This is a genomic window from Rhodococcus spelaei (assembly GCF_006704125.1).
GTDB classification, from domain to species: Bacteria; Actinomycetota; Actinomycetes; order Mycobacteriales; family Mycobacteriaceae; genus Rhodococcus_G; species Rhodococcus_G spelaei.
Map to the genome: position 1 here is coordinate 293,397 of NZ_VIGH01000006.1, position 20,380 is coordinate 313,776.

The 20,380-nt window shown below is 71.0% G+C and carries 15 protein-coding genes; 9 read left to right on the top strand and 6 right to left on the bottom strand.

Translation table 11 applies throughout. The annotated features are described in order from the left end of the window. Positions 1 to 86: 86 nt before the first annotated feature. The 9 genes from FK531_RS15125 (at position 87) to FK531_RS15165 (ending at position 15,535) form a co-directional block, all read left to right on the top strand. Positions 87 to 812: an MspA family porin gene (locus FK531_RS15125; RefSeq protein WP_142100685.1), complete on the top strand. Its 726-nt coding sequence runs from the start codon at positions 87 to 89 to the stop codon at positions 810 to 812. A gap of 103 nt (positions 813 to 915) precedes the next feature. After that, positions 916 to 1,623 carry an MspA family porin gene (locus tag FK531_RS15130; protein ID WP_142100687.1) on the top strand — a complete coding sequence of 236 codons (708 nt, stop codon included), beginning with the start codon at positions 916 to 918 and terminating at the stop codon, positions 1,621 to 1,623. Positions 1,624 to 1,833: 210 nt separating this feature from the next. Then, positions 1,834 to 3,300, top strand: a complete 1,467-nt coding sequence (locus FK531_RS15135; protein WP_142100848.1) for a TIGR02677 family protein — start codon at positions 1,834 to 1,836, stop codon at positions 3,298 to 3,300. Further along, complete coding sequence (locus FK531_RS15140; protein ID WP_142100689.1) at positions 3,297 to 4,649, top strand: TIGR02678 family protein; 1,353 nt, start codon at positions 3,297 to 3,299, stop codon at positions 4,647 to 4,649. Before FK531_RS15135 ends, FK531_RS15140 begins: the two co-directional genes overlap by 4 nt. Before the next feature lie 20 nt (positions 4,650 to 4,669). Further along, entirely contained in the window at positions 4,670 to 8,842 is a 4,173-nt protein-coding gene (locus FK531_RS15145) for a TIGR02680 family protein (protein WP_142100691.1), read from the top strand. A gap of 45 nt (positions 8,843 to 8,887) precedes the next feature. Beyond that, a complete protein-coding gene (locus tag FK531_RS15150; RefSeq protein WP_142100693.1) occupies positions 8,888 to 11,983 on the top strand; it encodes an ATP-binding protein in 3,096 nt (1,031 codons plus the stop codon). Between the two features lie 57 nt (positions 11,984 to 12,040). Then, complete coding sequence (locus FK531_RS15155; RefSeq protein ID WP_142100695.1) at positions 12,041 to 13,432, top strand: FAD-binding oxidoreductase; 1,392 nt, start codon at positions 12,041 to 12,043, stop codon at positions 13,430 to 13,432. Positions 13,433 to 13,505: 73 nt separating this feature from the next. Then, a complete protein-coding gene (locus FK531_RS15160) occupies positions 13,506 to 14,156 on the top strand; it encodes a PadR family transcriptional regulator (RefSeq protein WP_142100697.1) in 651 nt (216 codons plus the stop codon). A gap of 173 nt (positions 14,157 to 14,329) precedes the next feature. Then, positions 14,330 to 15,535: an FAD-dependent oxidoreductase gene (locus FK531_RS15165; protein ID WP_142100699.1), complete on the top strand. Its 1,206-nt coding sequence runs from the start codon at positions 14,330 to 14,332 to the stop codon at positions 15,533 to 15,535. On the opposite strand, the gene FK531_RS15170 is transcribed toward FK531_RS15165, so the two are convergent. The 6 genes from FK531_RS15170 to FK531_RS15195 are packed head-to-tail and all read right to left on the bottom strand — an operon-like array spanning position 15,532 to position 20,339. Further along, positions 15,532 to 15,945 carry a DUF1622 domain-containing protein gene (locus tag FK531_RS15170; protein WP_142100701.1) on the bottom strand — a complete coding sequence of 138 codons (414 nt, stop codon included), beginning with the start codon at positions 15,943 to 15,945 and terminating at the stop codon, positions 15,532 to 15,534. The two genes, FK531_RS15165 and FK531_RS15170, sit on opposite strands and share 4 nt — an antisense overlap. A 44-nt stretch (positions 15,946 to 15,989) precedes the next feature. Then, positions 15,990 to 17,231 (bottom strand): cysteine--1-D-myo-inosityl 2-amino-2-deoxy-alpha-D-glucopyranoside ligase, encoded by a 1,242-nt coding sequence (gene mshC, locus FK531_RS15175; protein ID WP_142100702.1) that lies wholly within the window; start codon positions 17,229 to 17,231, stop codon positions 15,990 to 15,992. Between the two features lie 49 nt (positions 17,232 to 17,280). Continuing rightward, positions 17,281 to 18,099, bottom strand: a complete 819-nt coding sequence (locus tag FK531_RS15180; RefSeq protein WP_246098174.1) for an SCO1664 family protein — start codon at positions 18,097 to 18,099, stop codon at positions 17,281 to 17,283. 3 nt (positions 18,100 to 18,102) lie between these two features. Beyond that, the gene (locus FK531_RS15185; RefSeq protein ID WP_142100704.1) at positions 18,103 to 18,696 is read right to left on the bottom strand and encodes a DUF3090 domain-containing protein; all 594 of its coding nucleotides are present in this window, start codon (positions 18,694 to 18,696) and stop codon (positions 18,103 to 18,105) included. Positions 18,697 to 18,748: 52 nt separating this feature from the next. Further along, entirely contained in the window at positions 18,749 to 19,471 is a 723-nt protein-coding gene (locus FK531_RS15190) for a histidine phosphatase family protein (protein ID WP_142100706.1), read from the bottom strand. Positions 19,472 to 19,496: 25 nt separating this feature from the next. Continuing rightward, on the bottom strand, positions 19,497 to 20,339 hold the full coding sequence (locus FK531_RS15195; protein ID WP_181762983.1) for an undecaprenyl-diphosphate phosphatase: 843 nt from the start codon (positions 20,337 to 20,339) through the stop codon (positions 19,497 to 19,499). Positions 20,340 to 20,380: the final 41 nt, after the last annotated feature.

A 20,380-nucleotide genomic window follows, 5' to 3' on the forward strand; every position in this document is an offset into this window, starting at 1 on the left:
CTGAATGGAATCGAGGGTCCATCGTTGAATTCGTGACCTGGCGCGACACCGCGCTCGGGAAATCGACCGAACGGATGAGGATTTTCATGACGGAGATTCGCAGGCAACGTCGTATTCGCACGGTCAACTCGAAGCGCGCGGTCAATTCGAAGCGCGCGGTCGCGGTTGCGGGGGTCGCAGTGGTGGGTCTGGTGTTCGGCACCGGGACCGCCGCCGCGGGCGTGGACAACGCCAACAGCCTCGTCGACTTCAGCGGCGACCGGGTCGAGGTGTCCCAGGGCGACACCCAGATCAACGCGGTGCCGCCGCTGGACAGCTCGCCGCTGAGCCGCGAGTTCTTCCACAACGGCTACGCCGAGGTGCAGATCACCGGACCCCACGCGGCGGATGCCAAGGCCACCAAGCTGACCTTCGGATACCAACTCGGCTATCCGATCGCGTTGACGGGCGCAACCATCCAGCTCAACACCCCGAGACTCGGCTTCGAACTCGAATCCACCAACGCCCTCACTCTCGGCCTGCAGCAGGGCACCAACCCCAACCTCGGCCTGGCCGTGGGCGGACGCGGCGAACTCCTCGGCGACATCATCCCCCAGCAGAACTTCACCTTCGACCTCCAGCCCGGCGGCATCACCGACGTCCCCCTCATCAAGGACAAGTCCTTCGACGGTCCGGGCGCGCGCCTCCGTCTCGCCGGGGTGCACGGCAGCGTGTCGGGAGCGATCGGCCAGGTGACGATCCGTCCGTACGCCCGAGCCGAGATGGATTCCGGCGACATCGTGATGACCTACGGTGCGCCCGTGCCGCTGTAGACCGCAGCCCGTCCGGACCGGAATCGCTCCCGCTGCATCGGTGAACGATTCCGGTCCGCCCGCGCCACATTGATGGGAATCGACCGAACGGATCAGGACTTTCATGACGGAGACTCGCAATCAGCGTCGAATTCGCAAGGTCAACTCCGGGCGCGCCCTGGCCGTCGCATGCGTCTCCGTGGTCGGGCTGGTGTTCGGCACCGGGACCGCCGCCGCGGGCGTGGACAACGCCAACAGCCTCGTCGACTTCAGCGGCGACCGGATCGAGGTGTCCCAGGGCGACACCCAGATCAACGCGGTGCCGCCGCTCGACAGCTCGCCGCTGAGCCGCGAGTTCTTCCACAACGGCTACGCCGAGGTGCAGATCACCGGACCCCACGCGGCGGACGCCAAGGCCACCAAGCTGACCTTCGGATACCAGCTCGGCTATCCGATCGCGTTGACCGGCGCAACCATCCAGCTCAACACCCCGAGCCTCGGCTTCGAACTCGAAACCACCAACGCCCTCACTCTCGGCCTGCAGCAGGGCACCAACCCCGACCTCGGCCTGGCCCTGGGCGGACGCGCCGAACTCCTCGGCGACATCATCCCTCAGCAGAACTTCACCCTCGACCTCCAGCCCGGCGGCATCACCGACGTCCCCCTGGTCAAAGACAAGGCCTTCGACGGGCCCGGGACCCGGATTCGGCTCGCCGGCGTGCACGGCAGTGTGTCGGGGGCGATCGGCCCGGTCACCATCCGTCCCTACGCCCGAGCCGAGACGGCTGCCGGCGACATCGTGATGACCTACGGGGCCCCGGTCCCGCTGTGAGGCACGACTGAACGACAACGGACGAGAGCCGGGGACTCCACCACGGTCCCCGCCTCCCGTCCGTCGCAGGGGAGTCCCCGCCGCCACGGCCGACGCACCGAAGCATCCCGACTGTCACGGGCCGTCCCCGCGCTCCCCTACCCTGTCACGGTGAGCACATCCGACCCGGACCACGCGACGTCCCGCGACGCGTTCGCGCGCGACGACCGGCTGCGGCTGTTCGCGTTCACCGCCGCGGAGAAGCGCGCCGACTACCTGTGGGTGCTGCGGGCCTTCGATCACGCGCGCGTCAACTACGTGGTGCTGCTGCACGCCGGCGACGTGGTCGACACGCTGCACAGGATCGCCTCGGACCAGTCCGCCACCGCATTCACCGCGGCGGAGGTCACACCCCTGCTCGAGCAGCTGCACGTCTGGGGACTGCTCGAACGCAGCTACGACGGCACCCGGGCGGCCAGTCTCGCGGAGTATCGGAACCGGCACTACGTCTACCAGTTCAGTCAGGTCGGCTACCAGGCGTTCCGGGCGGTGGAGGACGTGCTCGGCGCGCGACTCGACGAGGCGGCGCTCTCGCGGCTCGCGCTGCCGGACCTGCTGGCGGACCTGAGCGAGTTGGCGGCGGCCAACCGGGCGGCGGACGGCGACCTGATCTACCGCAAGCTCAGCCGGCTCGACTCGACGCTCTCGGACATGGCGGATCGGGCAGCGCAGTTCTACCTCACGCTCGGAGATCTGGTCCGCACCACGGAGATCACCCCCGAGTCGTTCCTGCTGCACAAGGATGCCCTGCTCACACACATGCGCGAATTCAGCTCCGACCTGGCGCGGTACGCACCGAAGCTGGCGGCGGCGATCGCGGTCGTCGAGGAGTCCGGCATCGACCGGCTCGTCGCGCGCGCCGCGGCCAGTGACGAGCGGGTGTTCCTTCCGTTCGAGGAACGCGAGGCGGACTGGGCGGCCCGCTGGGCCGGGCTCACGCAGTGGTTCGTGGCCAACTCCGCGGGTCCGGGCGAGTCCGGCCTGAGCGAGTCCGAACGGCTGCGCGAGGGGACGATGAGCGCGATCGCCGCGGTGCTCTCACTGTTGCGCCGGGTCACCGAGACCCGCCGGGGCGGGGTGAGCCGCGAGAGTCAGCTGCGGCACCTGGCGGGGTGGTTCGCCGCCACGCCGTCCGAGGACGCCGCGCACGCGCTTTTCGAGGCGGTCTTCGACCTGGGCCGGCCGCGCCACCTGTCGATGGTGCATCCGGACGCCGACGTCATCCCGGACTCGCGATCCTGGTGGGAGGCACCGCCGGTGGAAATCTCGCGCACCCTCGCCGAGACCGGTCGCACCGCCTCGCCCGGACTGCCCGGCCGGGTGCAGCGCAACGACGCGAGCGTTCGCCGGCTCCGCGACGCGCAGCTGTCCGCCCAGCGGGCCCGCGCGGAGGCGGCCCGCTCGCTGGCCTCCGGCGGCGTGTACGACCGGGAACTCGACGAGCAGGAGACCGAGGTGCTGCTCGGCCTGCTCAATGCCGCCCTGTCGGCGCGGGTCCCGGTCAGCGGCACCGTGAAGAGCTCCACCGGGTCCGACAGCGGGGTGCGGCTGACGTTGACCCCGGATGCCGAGTCGACGACGGTGCGGACCGCCCGCGGCAACCTGCACCTGGACCGCCTGCGGGTGAGTGTGCGATGAGGGCCCGTGAGATCGCGCCGCTGTCGCTGGACTCCTACCGCCGCGCCGCCCGCATCATCTTGTCCAATCACCTTGTCACGCAGAGCTACCCGGATCGCAATGCCCTCGGCCTGCTGCGGAACTGGGCAACGGAGCTGCGCGACGACCTGCTCGAGTTGTTCGGCTACCGCCTCGAGGTCACCGAGACCACGGCCCGGCTGTTCACCTGCCACGACCGACTCGACGCGACCGCGCCGGCACGCACCGGCACCGACCGCGCCTTCGACCGGCACCGCTACGCGTACCTGGCGCTGGCGCTGGCCGCGCTCGGGCGCGCAGGCAACCAGATCACCCTCTCCGAGCTCGCCGACCACGTCGCCGCCGACGCTGCCCAGGTCGAGGGCGTCGACCTGGCCACCGACCGGGCCGCCGACCGCGACGCCTTCGTCGATGCGGTGGGCTGGCTCGCGGCGCGGGGTGCCATCGCGCTGGCCGACGGCGACGCGGTCGGGTGGGCGGCGAACCCCTCGGACGGCGAGGCGCTGTACGACATCGACCGGTCGGTGGTGACGGCACTGTTCCGCCCGCCACGGGCGCTGCAGCACCTGACCTCGATCCGCGGGCTGATGAGCGGCAGCGCCGACGAGGCACCCGCCCGGGAGGTCGCGCGCCGCGTCCGGCGTGCCCTCGTCGAGCGCCCCGTCGTCTACGCCGGCGAACTCGACGACGACGAGGCACTGCAGCTGGCGCTCCCCCGGACCGCGGCCGACGTCGAGTTCCTCACCGGCCTGGTCGCCGAGCGGCGGGCCGAGGGCATCGCGCTGATCGACCCGACCGGACGGCTGTCGGACCTGCGCTTCCCCAGCACCGGGACGATCGCCCAGGCAGCGCTGCTCCTGGCGGGTGAGATCGCCGACCGGGTGCTCGATCCCGACGCGCCGGAGCTCGTGCGGCTCCCACTGCCCGACCCGGACACCGTCGACCTGGTCGACCAACTCGACGGTGCGATTCCCGCTGCGGGCGTGTTCCGCGATCTCGCCGACGAGTCCACCGAACACGCTGCGCCGGTGCACGATTCGCCACACGAGGTGCCCACGTACCCGCTCGTCGAGGACAGTTGGATCGTCGAGACGGTGCGTGACCTGGTGGCACGCTTCGGGCGGACCTTCGCCGCGCAGTGGCAGGCCGATCACGCCGGGCTGCGCGAGCAGGCGGTCGCGTTGCTCGACAAGCAGCGACTGGTGCGCTCGACGCCCGGTGGGGTGCTGGTGCTGCCCGCGCTGGCGCGGTACCGGGACGTCGTCGTCACCGTTCGCGATCGGGACGCCGAGCCGGAACTGTTCACCGAACCCGTCCCGAGCGATCACTAGAGAGTAGAGGCAGATTTCGCATGGCTAGCGCGCGCTTTCGTCCCACCCGGGCCGGGATCATCAACCTCTGGGACTACCGCGACCAGGAGTTCTCCTTCGCCGACGGCCGGCTGGTGCTGCGCGGGCCCAACGGCTCGGGCAAGACCAAGGCGCTCGAGGTGCTCTTCCCGTTCGTGCTCGACGGACGCATCGAGCCCCGTCGGCTCAACCCGTTCGCGGGCGAGGAGCGGACGATGAAGTCCAACCTGCTCTACCGCGGCGACGACAGCGCCCACTCCTACGTCTGGATGGAGTTCGCCCGGGGCTCACAGGATGATCCGGAGGCCGTCACCGTCGGGATCGGGATGCGCGCGACCCGGCAGAACGACAAGGTCACCCGGTGGCACTTCGTCGCGGACGGCCGTCTCGGCGTTGACTTCTCACTGCTCGGCAACGGCGACCAGCCGCTGACCAAGCGCCAGCTCGCGGAGCAGATCGGCTCCGACGCCATCACCGACCGGCCGGTCGACTACCGCGCCGCGATCGACGCGCGACTGTTCGGCCTCGGCGCCGAGCGCTACGACCAACTGATCAACCTGATCCTCACGTTGCGCCGCCCCCAGCTGGCCAAGAACCTCGACCCCAAGGGACTGTCTCAGGCCCTGACCGACGGACTGCGCCCCCTCGACGAGCAACTGCTGCTCGAGGCGGCTCGCTCCTTCAGCGACATGGAGGAGGTCGGGCGCGCACTCGAAGGCCTCGCGGCCGCCGACCAGGCCGCTCAGAGCTTCGTCGGCGTGTACACGAAATACCTACGGCAGCAGGCCCGTACCGACGTCGAGCAGGTCTCGCGCCGGCTGGAGGCGGTCGCGGACGCGGTGTCGTCGCTCGCCGACGCCGCCGATCTGCAGGACCGGCGGCAGCAGGAGCGGGTCGCCGCGCAGGAGCGCAGCGAGTCCGCCGAGCGCGAGCTGGAACTGGCCAAGGCCGAGAAGGAGGCCCTCGAGCAGTCCAGCGCCTACAACGGCAAGCAGCAGCTCGACGATCTGGGCGCCGCGGTCGCCCAGCTCGAGCAGTCCACCCGGCAGCAGGCCGACAAGGCACGCAAGGCGCAGTCCAGCCTGTCCCAGCGCGCCGAGGAGGCGGCGCAGTCCGCCGCGAAGGTCACCCGGTCGGCGGAGGCGCAGGCCCGGTCGGAGGACGAACTGCAGTCCGCCGCAGAGGATGCCGGGATCGCCTGGACTCCCCTTCCCGCGACCGCGCGGGGCGACCAGATCACCGCCGCCGTGCGCGGGCACGCCGAGGAACGCGACGGCGACGTCCGCACTGTCCGGGCGGCGCTGACCCTGGTCGAGAAGGCGGCCACGGAGCGCGTGCGTGCCGAACGGGCCGCCGACCGGGGGCGGGAACTGCTGGAGGCCGCGACTGCCGCGGTCAAGGAGGCGGAGGCGGACGCCGCCGTCGCCCGCACCGACTGCGCCACCACCGTCCGAACCTGGTGGACCAAGCACTCGTCGCTGTACTCGTCGATCGGGGTGCGCAGCGACCTGTTCGTCGCGCTGCACGAGTCGGTCGCCGAGATCGGTGACGACGCCGCACCGGGTTTCGCGGCGATCCTGGCCGAGCACACCGAGCAGGGGGTCGAAGGCGTGCGGATGCGTCGCCGCGAGGCCGCCGGAGAGATCGACCGATCACACGCCGCGGTGGCGGAGTTCGCTGCCGACCGCGCCCGGATCCAGGCCGAACGCGACGACGCACCACCGGCTTTCGCGGCCCGCACCGGTTCCCGCGAGGACCTCGCCGGCGCTCCGCTGTGGCGCCTGGTGCGGTTCGCCGACGACGTCTCGGCCACGGACGCGGCGGGGATCGAGTCCGCACTGCAGGCCGCGAACCTCCTCGACGGCTGGGTGTACGGCGGATCCGACGCGGCCCCGGAGGCCGAGTCCGAGCAGTACCTGATCGCGCTGCCCGTCGACCGCCGACCGTCCGGCCCGACCCTCGCCGACGTCCTGCTCGTCGAACCGGACGCGGGCGTACCCGAGGACCGCGTCACCGCCTTGCTGGAATCGATTGCCCTGCGGCGGGATTCGGGTTCGGACACGGCCGAGGTCGAGATCGACGTGGACGGCCGATTCGGGCAGGGCGTCCAGCGCGGCCGGCATCTCAAGGCCGAGGCCGAGTACATCGGGACCACCGCCCGTGCCCGCCGAAGGCAGCAGCGTCTCGCCGAACTCGACGCCGCGATCGAGCAGTCGCAGGCACAGGCCGAGGCCGCCGCGACCGCGCAGCAGACGGCCGGCGACACGCTCGCCGCCCTGACCGCGGCCGCGAAGGCGCTGCCCCGGACCACTGCGGTGCTCACGGCGTTGCGGGCGGTCGCCGAGTCTGCGGGCGCACTGCGCTCGCGCTCCGAGTCGGCCGCCGCGACCCAGCGCGAACTCGACCAGGCCATCGCGGACCTGAGCGCGAAGGAGAAGAAGCTGCGGACCACCGCCGTCGCGCACCACACTCCGCAACAGGCGCGCGAACTCGACTCACTGGCCGCCGCCATCGCGCACTTCGAGAAGCAGGGCGACCTGGTGCTGCGGAGCCGCCGCGACCGGGAGAAGGAGATCGAGCACCAGCGCGAGGCCGACGACCGGCACGCCGAGGCCCGCGACGTGGCCGAGGAGTTCGCGGAGGAGGTCGCGATCGCCCAGGAGCGGCTCGCCCAGCAGGTGCAGCGTCTGGCGACCCTGCGCGAGTCCCTCGGGGCGGGCGCCGAGCAGATCGAGGCGGACCTGGACCGGGTGCGGGCGAAGATCGAGGCCGCCGCCGCGGAGCAGCGGTCGGCCCGCAAGGCGCACGAGGCGGCGGTCGAGCAGATCGGCAAGGCCGAGGGCGCCTGCAACACCGCGGTCGAGGGACTGCGCAGCGCGTTGACCGAGACCCGTTCCGACGCGGACCGGCTGGCGCCGTACGCCCACCGCGACCTGCTCGAACTGCTCGGCGTACCGGGCAGCCATTCCTGGCCCGCCGGCGATGCCGCCTGGCTGAGCACCGACCAGTTGGTCTACCGGATCCAGTCCGATCCCGACCACCAGGCCCCGGTGCTGCCCGTCGAGGTGCACGCGCTGCACGTGGCCGTGACCGAGGCGACCGCGTCCGTCAAGGTCACCGAGAACTCGGGCAAGTCCGCACGCACCGCACTGAACACCGCGCTGCAGGACTTCGACGCCCAGCTCGCGGCGGCCGGGCAGGACTACCGGCTGCAGTGGGACGCCCCCGAGGGCCTGACCACGGTCCGGGTGCAGGACGACCAGGGCCATTCGTCGATCGGCGAGTTTGCCGCCCGCATCGGCGCGGCCCGCCAGGACCAGGAACTGCTGCTCACCGAGTCGGAGCGGCGCATCCTCGAGGACGCGTTGCTGACGGGACTGGCGCAGCAGATCCACGAGCGGACCGTCGACGCGCGCGACCTCATCGCCCAGATGAGTGCGGAGATGCGCGAGCGCCGGATGTCCTCGGGCAGCACCATCGGCGTGCACTGGGTACTCGCCGACAATCTCGACGAGGGTTCGCGGGCGATTTCCAAGCTGCTCGACCGGGACGCCTCCGGTCTCGGCGCCGACGAACTGGCGACCATGCGTGCACATTTCGCGGCACAGATTCGGCTGTCCCGGGCGGCGCATCCGGAACGGTCGTACCCGGAGATCCTCGCCGCCGCCCTCGACTACCGGCGCTGGCGGGTGTTCTCGTTCACCCTCATCGGCGGCGACGGCAGCGAGGACCGACTGACGGTCGCGCGTCACGGCGCCCTGTCCGGCGGCGAGCAGTCGGTGTCGCTGCACCTGCCGCTGTTCGCGGCCGCGCACGTGATGCTCTCCTCCGCCGATCCGCACGCGCCGCGACTGCTCGGCCTCGACGAGGCGTTCGCGGGTGTCGACGACAACGGTCGCAGCGAGCTGCTCGGTCTGAGTGTGCAGTTCGACCTCGACCTGTTCATGACCGGCTACGACCTGTGGGTCACCTACGCGGGCGTGCCGGGGTGCGCACACTACGACCTCTCGCACTCGACCGCAGAACAGTCTGTGAGTGCGGCACTGATGGTGTGGGAGAACGGGACCCTGCTCCAGGAACACGACGGCTCCGATCTCGCCAAGGCGCTCGGCTCACCGTTGCGCCGCCGGGTGTTCGAGCCGACGGATGGCGGCCTGGACTTCACCCCGGTGTGACGGCCGCCGGGGTACTACCGTGAAACCCCAGGAGGCCGCGAGAAGATGCTGCACGTCTCCCTCCTGGGAGAGCAGGCGATCATCGACGACGCGACCGGCGCCGAGGCGGTCCGGTCGCCGCGCACCCTTGCCCTGGTCGCCTTCCTCGCCAGCCACGCCGGGGTGCCGCAGAACCGCCAGCGCCTCGCTTCCCTGTTCTGGCCGGACTCGGAGGCCGCGCAGGCGCTGACCAACCTGCGCCGCGAACTTCATCACCTTCGCCACGCCCTCGGAGACGAGAGCGCGCTCGTCGTCAGCCCCCGGGACCTGTGCTGGCGGGACAGCCCCACCTGCCGGGTCGACGTGCGCACCTTCGAGAGCGAGCGTGCCGCGTCGGTGGCCGCGCAGGCCCACGACGACGAGGCGGCGGTGCTCGCGCACGCGGACCGCGCCCTCGCCGCCTACCGCGGACCGCTACTGCCCGGACTGTACGAGGACTGGGTGCTCGACCTGCGGGCCGAACTGGAGAACCAGTGCGTGGACCTGTGCGACCTGATCTGCCGCCACCGCACTCGCCGCGGCGACCTGGTCGCGGCCACCGCCGCCGCCCGGCGACGAATCGCGCTGCGGCCGTTGGAGGAATCCGGTTACCGCTCGCTGATGGAGTTGCAGGCGGACCTCGGCGACCGGGGCAGCGCCGTCAGCACCTACCACCGCTGCGCGTCCGTTCTCGAACGGGAACTCGGTGTCGGCCCGGACCGGGCGACCCGCGCGACGCTGCAGCGTCTGCTCGCAACCGGATCCGCCGCGGCCCCACCGGTCCCCGGGCCGGGGGACCTGCGCGCCGGACCCGCCACGGCTGCCTTCGTCGGTCGATCGCGGGAGCTCGCCGCGCTCCGGCGACAATGGCACACCGCCGCGACCGAGGGCGCCCGTATCGCCGTGATTCGTGGCGACGCGGGTGTCGGGAAGACCCGACTACTCACCGAGGTCACCGAATTCGTCCGGGTCCAGGGTGCGACGGTGGCCGCCACGCAGTGCTTCGGCACGTCCGGCCGACTGGCGCTCGCACCGGTCGCCGAATGGCTGCGGAACTCGGCGCTGAGGTTCGCCGGCCTCGAACCACTCTGGCGTGCGGAGGTGGACCGGCTGGTGCCCGCCGACGCCCGCCGCCCCGCGACCTCGACGGGCACGCTTGCCGATGCCTGGCAGCGGCACCGGTTCTTCGAGGGTCTGGCCCGAGCGCTGACCGTCGGCGGCCGCCCCACCCTGCTGACCCTCGACAACCTGCAGTGGTGCGATCCGGAGACGCTCGCGTTCCTCACCTTCTGCCTCGCACTGGTACCCGACGCTCCCCTGCTCGTTCTCGCGACGACGCGGGAGGGAACGTCGGGAGACGGCGGTGACATCGAGCAGTGGACCGCCGGGTTGCGTGCAGCCGGGCTGCTCACCGAGATCACGCTGTCCCCCTTGGAGATCGACGACACCGCCCGACTCGGCGAGGCCGTCTCCGGGCGGACGCTCGCCGGCGTCGACCGCGTTCTGCTGCAGTCGACGACGGGTGGCTTCCCGCTCTACGTCGTGGAGGCCATGCGCGCCGCCGTCGACCGGGAGGACCAGGCCCTGCCCCCCAGCGGCCTGACGGCAGTGCTGCGGAGCCGACTCGACCAGACCGGTCCACACGCCCGCGAGATCGCCGGGCTGGCGGCGGCGGTGGGTCGGAACTTCAGCCTCGAACTGCTCACCGAGGCCAGTGACCTCGACGCGGGGACGGTCGTGCAGGCGGTGGACGAACTGTGGCGGCACCGCATCGTCCAGGAGACCGGAGACGGCTACGACTTCTCGCACGACCTGCTACGGGACGTGGCGTACGCACAGGTCAGCCCACCCAGGCGCTGGCTGCTGCACCGCCGCCTCGCACAGGGCCTCGAACTGCTGCACACCGCGGACACGGACTCCGTCTCGGCACAGCTCGCCGAGCAGTACGGTCGCGGCGGTCGACCGGAACGCGCGGTGCAGTTCTACCGGCGGGCGGCCCGGGTCGCGGCCGAGCGGTACGCCCACGAGGAGGCCATCCGGTTGCACCGGGCGGCGCTGTCGCTCGTGCACGATCACCAGGGCGGTCGAGAGGGTGACCGGCAGGAACTGGACCTGTTGGAGTCGATGGCGGCGCCGCTGAACGCCCGCTTCGGCTACGCCTCGCCCGTGCTGGCGCAAACCCTGGAACGGTCCCTCGAGCTGGCGGATCGCCTCGGCCGCACGGAGTCCGAGCTGACCGCACTGGTCGGACTCTGGGCATCCCGGTTCGTCCAGGGTCGGACGGCCGAGGCACACCGAGCCGCGACGCGGGCGCTGGCGCGCGCCGGGCCGGGTTCCGAGCTGAGCTCCTCGGCGCACTTCGCGTACGCCGGTTCGGCGCTGAGCCTGGGCAGGCCGGAGGAAGCGTTGCAGCACTTCGAGATCGGCGCACGGGAGGCGGGGGGAACACACACCTTGACCATCGGCACCCGACCGGACGTGCACGGCGGCGCGTGGTCGGCGCACGCCGACTGGCTGTTGGGGCACGACGAAGCGGCGCTGACGAGTTGTCGTGGCGCGGTCGACCTGGCCAGGACGATCGATCACCCGTACAACCTCGCGGTCGCCCTGGCCTACGCGGGCATCACCCACCAGTTGCGCGACGACCTTCCCTCGCTGCGGGTCACCGTCGACGAACTGCGCGACCTGTGCGATCGGTACGACTTCGCCTACTACCGCGAGTGGGCGCTGATTCTCGACGGCTGGTCGCGTCCGGGCGCCTCGGGACTGGACCTGATGCGCGAGGGCATCGACAACCTCAAGGCCGAGGGCGCGTTCGCCCGCATGCCCTACTGGCTGTCCCTGCTCGCCGACGTGTGGGGGCGTGCCGGGCGCGGGGACGCCGGTCGGGCTGTCCTGGATGCGGCGCTCGTGGCCGCACAGTCCCGCAGCGACCGGTGGTGGCTGCCCGAGGTGATGCGGTTGCGCGCCGCGACGGACGGGCCCGCAGCTGCGGTGGATCGGCTGCGCTCCGCGACGCGGCTGGCGGACGCCCAGGGCAGCGTCGCCCTGCTGCGGCGCTGCGAGCACGACCTGGCCGCCCGAACGCCGCGCCCGAACGCTGCGCGAACGCCGCCTTCCTAGCGTGGACCGTGTCGGCGTCGTCCGCGCCGCATCTGTCACCGCACCCGGGAGCTCACCATGACCACCACACTGACCTTCGAGCCGCTGCGTGCCGTCCTGCGCGGCGACCTGATCACCCCCGACCGGGACGGCTACGAGCAGGCGCGCGCCGTCTACAACGCCATGATCGACCGCCGGCCGGCCGCCGTCGCACGCTGCCGCGACGCCGCGGACGTGGTGGCCTGCGTGCGGTTCGCCCGCGAACACGGCCTCGAGGTCGCGGTCCGCGGCGGGGGGCACAACGCGGGCGGGCTCGGCGTGTGGGACGACGCCCTGGTCGTCGACCTCTCGCCGATGCACAGCGTGACCGTCGACCCCGCAAGCCACACGGTCCGCGTCGACGGCGGCTGCACCTGGGGCGACGTCGACCACGCCACGGTCGCATTCGGAATGGCCACGCCCTCAGGATTTCTCGCCTCCACGGGAGTCGGCGGGCTCACCCTGGGCGGTGGCATCGGCTACCTGTCCCGCCGGTTCGGGCTCACCGTCGACAACCTGCTCGCCGCCGACGTCGTGCTGGCCGACGGCAGCCTCGTGCGGGCCGACGAGAACACGCACCCAGACCTGTTCTGGGCGTTGCGCGGCGGTGGCGGAAACTTCGGGGTCGTCATCTCGTTCACCTTCCGCTGCCACGACATCGGCGAGGCCGGGGTGATCATCGGCGGTCCGGTGCTCTACGACCTCGGCGACGCCCCCGAGGTGATGCGCTGGTACCGCGAGCTGCTGCCGTCGCTGCCGGAGGAGCTCAGCGGCTGGATCTGCGTGATGACGGTGCCGCCGGCACCGCCGTTCCCCGAGGAGATCTGGGGACGCAAGGCGTGCGGAATCGTATGGTGCTACACCGGTCCGCACGAGGACGCCGACGCGGCGCTCGAACCGATCCGATCGCACGGCACCCCGCTGCTGGTCGGGATCGGGCCGATGCCGTTCAACGTGTTGCAGAGCGCCTTCGACGGACTGTATCCGGCTGGGCTGCAATGGTACTGGCGAGCGGACTTCTTCAACGAGATCTCCGACGCCGCGATCGACGTGCACGCGCAGTTCGGGGCGCAGCTGCCGACCGGGCACTCCACCATGCACCTCTACCCCATCGACGGCGCTGCGGCCCGCGTTCCGGACGACGCGACGGCGTTCGCGTACCGCGACGGCGGCTGGGCGGGCGTGATCGTCGGTGTCGACCCGGATCCCGGCAACGCGGACGTCATCACCCGCTGGGCCAAGGACTACTGGGAACACCTGCACCCGACATCCGCCGGCGGCGCGTACGTCAACTTCATGATGGACGAGGGTCAGGACCGGATCCGGGCCGCATACCGCGGCAACTACGACCGGCTCGCGCAGGTCAAACACCGCTACGACCCGAACAACCTCTTCCACGTCAACCAGAACATCCAACCGGCCGCCGACTGATCCCGGCCGACCCTTGCCCACAATTACTCGTCTACGTATATTCGTAGGCGAGTAATTGATGAAGGGGTCGACCATGGCGAAACCGCGCAAGGTCTCGAATCTGCTGGCACTGGCCGTGCTGGCCACGGTGTACCAGCGACCGATGCACCGCTACGAGATGGCCTCGATCATGCGCGAGCGCGGTAAAGACCAGGACATGGACATCAAGTGGGGCTCGCTCTACACCGTGGTCCAGAACATGGAGAAGCACGGCTTCCTGGAATCGGTCGGCGTGACCCGAGCGGGCTCGCGGCCCGAACGCACCGTCTACCGGATCACCGATGCCGGCCGCGAGGAACTGCTCGACTGGACGCGAGAGCTGATCTCGACCCCCCAGCCGGAGCATCCCAAGTTCGCCGCCGGTCTGTCCGTGCTCGCCGCGCTGGCACCCCAGGAGGCGAGCACGCTGCTGCGCTCCCGGCTCGACCGGCTCGAGCAGTCGGTCACCGCGCAGCGGGCGTCGATCGCCCTGCACGGCAAGGAGATTCCCCGACTGTTCCTGGCGGAGAACGAGTACGCCGTCGCCATGACCGAGGCCGAGGCGAACTGGGTGCGCGCGCTGCTGGCCGAACTGACCTCCGGCAGCTATCCCGACCTGGCCGCCTGGCAGGCCTGGCACACCACCGGCGACATCCCGCCCGAACTGACCGAGATCGCCGAGAGGGGGTCGATCCCGGACCACTGATCAGACCTGGTCCCGGCGGGGTGCGGCAACACCGCCGCCGGGACCGTTTCCTCGAACCGACGCCTGGTGAGAGACGAATCCGGCCACGAGGTGGCAACCGCAAGAATAGCCGGGTCCGCTCCCGCCGGGTGACCCGCGACGACCGTCGCGGCCCACCACACAGGAGTACAACCATGTCCGCAGTCAGAACCGCACTCGTGATCGGCGGCGGCATCGCCGGGCCCGTCACCGCGACCGCCCTCCGCCGCGCCGGCATCGACGCGACCGTCTACGAGGCGTATCCCGCCGAGTCGAACGGGATCGGCGGCACCCTCGCCCTGGCACCGAACGGGCTTGCCGCCCTGAGCATCATCGGCGCCGACGACGCGGTCCGCGCCATCGCGACGCCGATCCCGTCCACCGCGATGTCCGTCGGGGGACGCAGCCTGGGCACGATGCCCGCACTCTCCGGGCTGCCACCGCTGCAGTTGGTCGATCGCGGTGACCTGCACCGGGTCCTGCACGACCGCGCGGTCACGGCGGGCGTCCGCTTCCAGTACGACAAGCGACTGGTGGGCGTCGAGGACACCGACCCGGGCATCACCGCCCGCTTCGCCGACGGAAGCTCGGCTCACGCGGACGTCCTGATCGGTGCCGACGGGGTCCGGTCCACGGTTCGCACCCTCATCGATCCGAACGCGCCCGCGGCCGGCTACACCGGCATGCTCGGCTTCGGGGGCGTCGCCGACGTCGATCTCGACACCCGACCCGGGGCGATGACCTTCGCCTTCGGCAAGCGCGCCTACTACCTGTACTGGCCGCTGCCCGGCGGCGGCGTCGCGTGGGGTGCGAATCTGCCGTCGCCGCAGTACCTGACCATCACGCAGGCCCGGCAGATTCCCGCCGAGGACTGGCTACGCACCCTCCGGGAGACCTACGCGGGCGACGAGCCAGGTGGCGTCCTGGCCGAGCGAACCACTGCAGACACTCTGGAAGTGATTGGCGCGCTGCACATCATGCCGCCCGTCCCGCACTGGCACCGCGGCGCGATGGTGCTCGTCGGCGACGCCGTGCACGCGCCCTCGAACAGCACCGGCCAGGGCGCGTCACTGGCGATCGAGAGCGCGATCGAGCTCGCCCGCTGCCTGCGCGACCTGCCCGACCCGTCCTCCGCGTTCACCGCCTACGAGGGGTTGCGCAGGGCCCGAGTCGAGAAGATCGCGGCCCGCGGCGCCAAGATCAACCATACGAAGACGCCGGGGCCGGTAGCCCGGCGGATCATGCCGCTGCTGCTGCCGATCGTGTTCAAGACCATGAACTTGGAGAAGACGATGGGCGTCGAGCAGCGGTACGTGATCGACTGGGACGAGCCCGTGCGCTCCCCCGCTCCGGTTCGCTAGTCCGTCGTACCGGGTTCCGGTTGCGCAGACCGCCGGGCCGCACGGGCAAGCACCTGCGGCCCGGTGGTCAGCGCTCGCCGCCATGGCGCGACCCCCTCGATCTCGACCTCGATCGACAGGCTCAGCACCGTCCGGATCAGCACGATCATTCCGAGGACGGCCGCGTCCGTCAGCGAGGGCGTCGACGTGACGGTCTTGACGATGTCCGCCGCGACGAGCAGTTCGAGGCCGAGCAGGATCGCCCCGCCGAGCGACTCACGCAGCGTCCTGAACGCCCGCGCGCCGTCGGAGGTCCGCTTCCATGTCAGCGCGGCGAGCAGGAACGCGAAGACGAATCCCACGACCATCGACAGGACCCCGAGCACCTCGAAGGACTTGGTTGCCCACTCGAAGAACCGGTCCGTGTCCATGTGCGTGAGAGCTCCTGTTCCGAGGGCGGTGTCGCCAGCGCCGATCAGTGCAGCGACACACCCAGCAGGGCGTCCACCGCGTCCGCGAGCAGGCCGGGTGCCGCCGCGTCCGAACCACCGTGCTCGACTGCGCGGGTGGCCCAGCCGTCGACCGCGTCGATCGCCTTCGCAGTGTCCAGATCGTCGGCCAGGTGCTGACGCAGCCTGGCGACGGTGTCCTCGGCCGACTGCGCGGTCGGACGGGCCGCGGCGCGGCGCCACAGGTCCAGGCGCCGCTCGGCGTCGGCGAGCACCTCGCCGGTCCAGGCCCGGTCGGTTCGGTAGTGGCCGGAGAGCAGGCCGAGGCGGATCGCCATCGGGTCCACGCCCTCGCCGCGCAGCTTCGAGACGAACACCAGGTTCCCGCGGCTCTTGGACATCTTCTCGCCGTCCAGGCCGATCATCCCGGCGTGCACGTAGTGCCGGGCGAAACGGCGTTCGAGCACAAGCGATTCCGCGTGCGCGGCGGAGAACTCGTGATGCGGGAAGATCAGGTCGCTGCCGCCGCCCTGCACGTCGAACCCGGAACCGATGCGGTTCAACGCGATTGCCGAGCACTCGATGTGCCAGCCCGGTCGGCCGGCACCGAACGGCGACGGCCACGACGGTTCGCCCGGCCGCTGCGCACGCCACACCAGCGCGTCGAGTCGGTCCTGCTTTCCGTGCCGGTCCGGGTCGCCGCCGCGCTCGGCGAAGAAGCGTTCCATCGTCTCGCGGTCGTAGCCGGACTCGTAGCCGAACTGCTCGGTGGCGTCCGCCCGGAAGTAGACGTCCGGGTACTCGGCGTCGTCGACGATGTACGCCGCGCCGGCCGCGAGCAGCTTCTCCACCATCTCGACGACCTCGTTCACCGACTCCACCGCGCCGATGTAGTCCCGCGGCGGCAGCACCCGCAGCGCCTCCATGTCCTCACGGAAGAGCGCGGTCTCCCGCATACCGAGTACCACCCAGTCCTCGCCGTCGCGGTTGGCGCGCTCGAACAGCGGGTCGTCGACGTCGGTGACGTTCTGCACGTAGTGCACGTTGTGCCCGGCGTCGCGCCAGAGCCGGTTCACCAGATCGAAGGCGAGGTAGGTCGCGGCGTGCCCGAGGTGGGTGGCGTCGTACGGGGTGATTCCGCACACGTACATGGTGGCGGTGTCACCGGGTGTCACCGGCCGGACCCGACGGTCCGCGGTGTCGAACAGCCGCAGCGGCGGCCCCTGACCGGGAACGGACGGAACGGCTACTTCGGACCAGGACTGCATGCCGCCGAGCCTATCCGAGCGCCGACCGGGCGGCCCGCAGGCGTCGGTTTCAGAAGGCCGGCCACGGGATGCGGCGGTGCCCGGACGGCAGCGGCATCACCGGCTCGGCCAGCATGGCCTCGGCGCGAGCGCGCAGGGCGTCGACCTCCGCGACCGTCACGTACTCGCCGAGCCGGTCGCCGAACTCCCCGTTCAGCGAGCCCGCCAGCGTCTCGACGTCCACCAGCAGGTCGCCGCGGACACCCTGACCGGCCCACCCCCACAGCACCGTGCGGAGCTTGTCCTCGGTGTGCAAACAGATTCCGTGGTCGACGCCGTACACCGACCCGTCGGTTCCCTCCAGTGCGTGCCCGCCCTTGCGGTCGGCGTTGTTGAGCAACACGTCGAGTACCGCCATCCGTTGCAACCGCGGGTCGTCGGCGTGGATCAGCGCGACCTCCTCGCCCTCGCCGTCGTAGGCGCGCAGCACCTGGAACCACCCCTCCGGCACCTGGTCGGGCGGGCACACGTCGACCAGGTCGAGCCGTTCGCCGAGTTCGCCGGTGGGTTCGGGGGTGTCCACCCAACGCTGGACCATGCCGCGGCCGTACGGACCGTCACGCAGGATCGTGCGGGGGATGACACCCCAGCCCAGTTCCTCCGAGACCAGGTACGACGCGACCTCACGGCCCGCCAGGGTGCCGTCCGGGAAGTCCCACAGCGGTCGTTCGCCGCGCACCGGCTTGTACACGCAGCGCAGGCTCTGCCCGTTGGCGCTCGCCTCGCAGACCAGCGTCGCGTTGCTGGCGGTCACGATCCGGCCGAGCACCGTCAGCTCACCGGTCGCGAGCGGGTCGGGGTCCTCGATCTCGAAGTGGTCGGCGGTCAACGGCTAGGTCTCCTCGGCGGTTTCGTCGGCGCGGCCGAACGTCGCGCCGCGCCGGTAGCCGTTGGTCCGGATGCAGACGTGTCCCTCGGGTGAGAGCGGTTCACCGCACAGCGGGCACGGCGCCCGGCCGGCCGAGATCACCCGTTCCGACCGCAGCGCGAACTCGCGGGCCTGCTCCGGGGTGAGGAACACCCGCACCGCGTCCGGGCCCTCGTCCACGTCGTCGAGGACGACCGACTCGTCGACCTCGGACTCGCTGACCGCGAGCAGTTCCACCACGACCGCGCCCGCGTCGGAATCCCAGCCGAGACCCATCGTCCCGACCCGGAACTCGGCGTCGACCGGCATCACCAGTGGGCTGGTGTCCTCGAGGTCGGACTCCTCGGGCGGGATGTCGGTACCGAAGCGGCGGTGCACCTCGTCGAGCAGCAACCCCATCCGGTCCGCGAGAACCTGCACCTGCTGCTTCTCCAGCGCAACGCTCACCACCCGGGACTCGTGGATCGCCTGCAGGTAGAACGCCCGGTCACCCGGTTCCCCGACGGTTCCGGCGATGAATCGATCGGGGGTGCGAAATACGTGAATTGCGCGGGACATCTACACCTCCACCTGGTCGGATCCTCGCCCCTCAGATTGACGGCCTCGAGGCCTACTCGCTCTCATTATCCGCCCTCGCGCCGGTTCCCACCTCACCGCCGGGCACGGCGTCGGAGGAGTCCACCCCCACGGGCTTCGCCGGGGCGCCGCCGTTCAGGCTCGACAGGTCCGACCCCGTGTCGTTCATGCGGAGCACGAACGGGCGTGTCGCGGTGTAGCGGATCACGCTGATCGAGGCCGGTTCGGCGACGATCCGCTGGAACCCGTCGAGGTGTGTGCCGAGCGCGTCCGCCAGCACCGACTTGATGACGTCGCCGTGACTGCACGCCACCCACAGCACGTCCTTGCCGTGTTCGGCGGCCAGGCGGGCGTCGTGCGCCCGCACCGCGGCGACCGCCCGAGCCTGCACCTGCGCGAGACCCTCGCCGTCCGGGAAGACCGCGCCGGACGGGTGCTGCTGCACCACTTTCCACAGCGGCTCGTCGAGCAGTTCCTTGATCGGCCGGCCCGTCCAGGTCCCGTAGTCCACCTCGACCAGTGCGTCGTCGGCGACCGGGACCAGACCGAGTTTGTCGGCGAGCGGAGCGACCGTGTTCTGGCAGCGGAGCAGCGGCGAACGCACGATCGCGGTCACGTCGAGGCCGCCGAGTCTGCCGACGATCGCCTCGGCCTGCTCGCGTCCCCGGTCGTCGAGGTCGACGCCCGGCGTGCGGCCGGCGAGGGTGCCGGAGGTGTTGGCCGTGGACCGGCCGTGCCGGAGCAGGATCACCGTCATGGGACCAGCCTAGGGCGCGCGTCGACTAGGTCGCCGCGACGACGCCCGTGCCGAGCAGGACCAGCAGCGCGACGCCGACGACGATGCGGTAGCCGACGAACCAGTACATCGAGTGGTTGACCACGAAGCGCAGCAGCCAGGCGATGGTGGCGTAGCCGATGACGAAGGCGATGACTGTGGCGACGATCAGTTGCGCGCCACTGGCGTTGAGTCCCTCCCCCGCCGGCTCGAACGCGTCGGGAAGGCTGAACAGCCCGGCCGCGGTGACCGCCGGGATGGCGAGCAGGAACGAGTACCGGGCCGCGGCCTCGCGGGTCAGCCCGAGGAACAGGCCCGCGCTGATCGTGCCGCCGGACCGGGAGACGCCGGGGATCAGCGCGAGCGCCTGCGCGGATCCCATCACGATGCCGTCCTTGAGCGTCAATTCCTCGATGGGCCTTCGCTTTCTGCCGTAGTACTCGGCGGCGGCGATGACGAGCGCGAAGACGATGAGCATGGTGGCGACCAGCCACAGGTTGCGGGCGCCGGTACGGACCTGGTCCTTGAACAGGAAGCCGAGCACGCCGACGGGGATGGTGCCGACGATGACGTACCAGCCCATCTTGTAGTCGTGCCCGCGCCGGTCCGGATCGCGCAGTCCGCGCAGCCAGGCCGTCACGATGCGGGCGATGTCGCGCGCGAAGTAGACGAGCACGGCCGCCTCGGTACCGAGCTGGGTCACCGCGGTGAACGATGCGCCCGCGTCGTCCTGCCAGAACAGTTCGGACACGATGCGCAGGTGCCCCGACGACGAGATCGGCAGGAACTCCGTCAGACCCTGGACGACGCCGAGGACGACGGCCTGCAACCAGGTCATCGACTCTCCGATCACCGGCCGGCCCCCGGAACGTCGAAAGCGTGTGTCACGGA